At 45.2% G+C, this 2,011-nt stretch carries 3 protein-coding genes; all 3 read right to left on the bottom strand.

All coding sequences use genetic code 11. From position 1 onward, the window contains the following. Entirely contained in the window at positions 1–954 is a 954-nt protein-coding gene (locus tag U9Q77_04780) for a ribonuclease HII (protein ID MEA3286671.1), read from the bottom strand. 210 nt (positions 955–1,164) lie between these two features. After that, positions 1,165–1,533 carry a thioredoxin gene (gene trxA, locus U9Q77_04775; GenBank protein ID MEA3286670.1) on the bottom strand — a complete coding sequence of 123 codons (369 nt, stop codon included), beginning with the start codon at positions 1,531–1,533 and terminating at the stop codon, positions 1,165–1,167. A 148-nt stretch (positions 1,534–1,681) separates the two neighbouring features. Next, positions 1,682–2,011, bottom strand: a 330-nt coding sequence (locus U9Q77_04770; protein MEA3286669.1) for a DUF523 domain-containing protein, incomplete at its 5' end; no start/stop codon positions are given.

Raw genomic sequence — 2,011 nt, 5'->3', positions numbered from 1 at the left:
TTATAAAGGTAAATAGGCATCTGGATAGTGCTGGATTTCAGGTTTGGGTTCTGAAAAGTTTACTGTGATGATATCAAACCGGCATTCGGCTTCTTCAATTTCACGATAACGGAGGTAAATTTCAGCAATCCTGGCGATCTGCTTTTGTTTTACTGGTGTAACGCGTTCCAGAGCAATGGTGTCATCGGCTTCACCGGCAAAGCTTTTGACCTCAATAAATACTATTTCATCACCCAGAGTTGCGATCAGATCTATTTCTCCACCACGACCGGCATGGTAGCTGTGAGCGATCAATGTATAGCCGTTACGGATCAGAAACATTCCGGCAATGATCTCCCCCATGCGCCCATAGTTGTTTTCGAGTCCAAAATATTTATAATTCTCATTGGGGCACGTATCCACAGGTCGAAAGCTCCTGCGATGGATAGGAGTTCGTCCTCGCTCCCGCAGAATCTCCATGTGTTTGGCTGAACCATAGCCCTTGTGGGACTTGAAACCGTACTCAGGGAAAAGGACATCATAGGATATCAGCATGGCATCGCGCGTCGTTTTAGCTATGATGCTGGCTGCGCTTATCTCGGCCACCTTGTCATCACCACCAACAATGGCTATTTGATCAATAAGCAGGTTCGGAATGGTAAAATTACCATCGACCTGGACTTCCTCTGGTTCAAGACCCAGATCGGCCACAGCCCGACGCATGGCTTCAAAGGTAGATTTCAGGATATTCGTTCGATCGATATCCTGTTCATGCACAATACCAACTCCTATGGCTTTGGCTTTCAGTCGTATATCTTTGGCTAATATACCCCGACGTTTTTCGGATAGCTTTTTAGAATCGCGCAAACCCCCTGGTATATCCAGTGGATTCAGAATAACAGCAGCAGCGACTACAGGACCAGCCAGTGGTCCCCGACCAGCCTCATCGACTCCAGCCATGACTTTTGAATTCAAATGTGTTCAGCTCCCATTGGCGGTCAATATAGATGGACATGCATAGTTGTGAAGGGAATTGAAATAACTTTTCGTAGCGGAATCAACAAAATCATTACAATTTTCAAAAGCTCATAACCGCAGAGGACTGTATTGCAAACCACCTCAAGACTTTAAAAAAAAGCACAGACTCTCATCCGTGCTTTTTGTCACTAACTATATAAGATCAGCTTATGCTGTAACAGGATCGATCCCCAGGACATCTTTGAAGGCTTGCACAAAGGTTTCCTTGGGAAGGGCACCAGCGGCCATCTGTGGTTTTTCACCTACGGGTACGAATAGCAATGAGGGAATACTACGGATACCGAAGACTCCGGCCAATTCCTGCTCGGTTTCAGTATTGACTTTATAAACGATGACCTTGCCTGCATAGTCTTCGGAAAGCTCTTCTAAAACGGGGCCAACTGCTTTACAGGGAGCACACCATTCAGCCCAGAAATCAATAATGCAAGGGGTATCGCCCTTGTAATTCCACTCTTTTTCGTTCTCGTAATCAAACACTTTCTCAATAAAAGCTTGTTTGGTTAAATTTTCGGTCATTTTTCACTCCATTTTCGAGGACTTCGTCAGCGCCTCTTATAATTTAAATAATGTCAAATATTTCAGCTTACAAATCTTTGACACACTCGATTAGAAATGGTTACGAATTATTTATTTGGTGGTGGTAGAGACGTAGCGTGCTACGTCTCTACGGATATTCAGAATTCAGGTAATCTTCATCTGAAATGCATTTAATCCCTGCAGCTTTTAGGGATTGAGTGAATATACCATCACCATCAATCAGTTTTCCGGAGAAAGAGCCATCATAAATCTGTCCACACCCACAGGCAGGACTACGGCTTTTGAGGATGGCCAAGGCAGCATTATCAGCCAAGCCTTTGTCTCGACACAGTTTTGCGCCCCTTTTGAATTGCAGGGTTACGTCTTCCCCATTCTCACGTAGAACTTGATCGCCAGTGATCTCTGCAGGTGGTCTGGGTGTGGGGAGTCCGCCTTCGACTTCAGGGCAGACAGGGAT

The sequence above is a fragment of the Candidatus Neomarinimicrobiota bacterium genome, assembly GCA_034716895.1.
GTDB lineage: Bacteria > Fidelibacterota > UBA8477 > UBA8477 > JABMPR01 > JABMPR01.
This window is presented reverse-complemented; position numbering and strand designations above follow the sequence as displayed.

Bases quoted from the DNA above. Each gene is read 5' to 3' on its own strand.
- trxA (MEA3286670.1), bottom strand. From the start codon at position 1,533: ATGACCGAAAATTTAACCAAACAAGCTTTTATTGAGAAAGTGTTTGAT.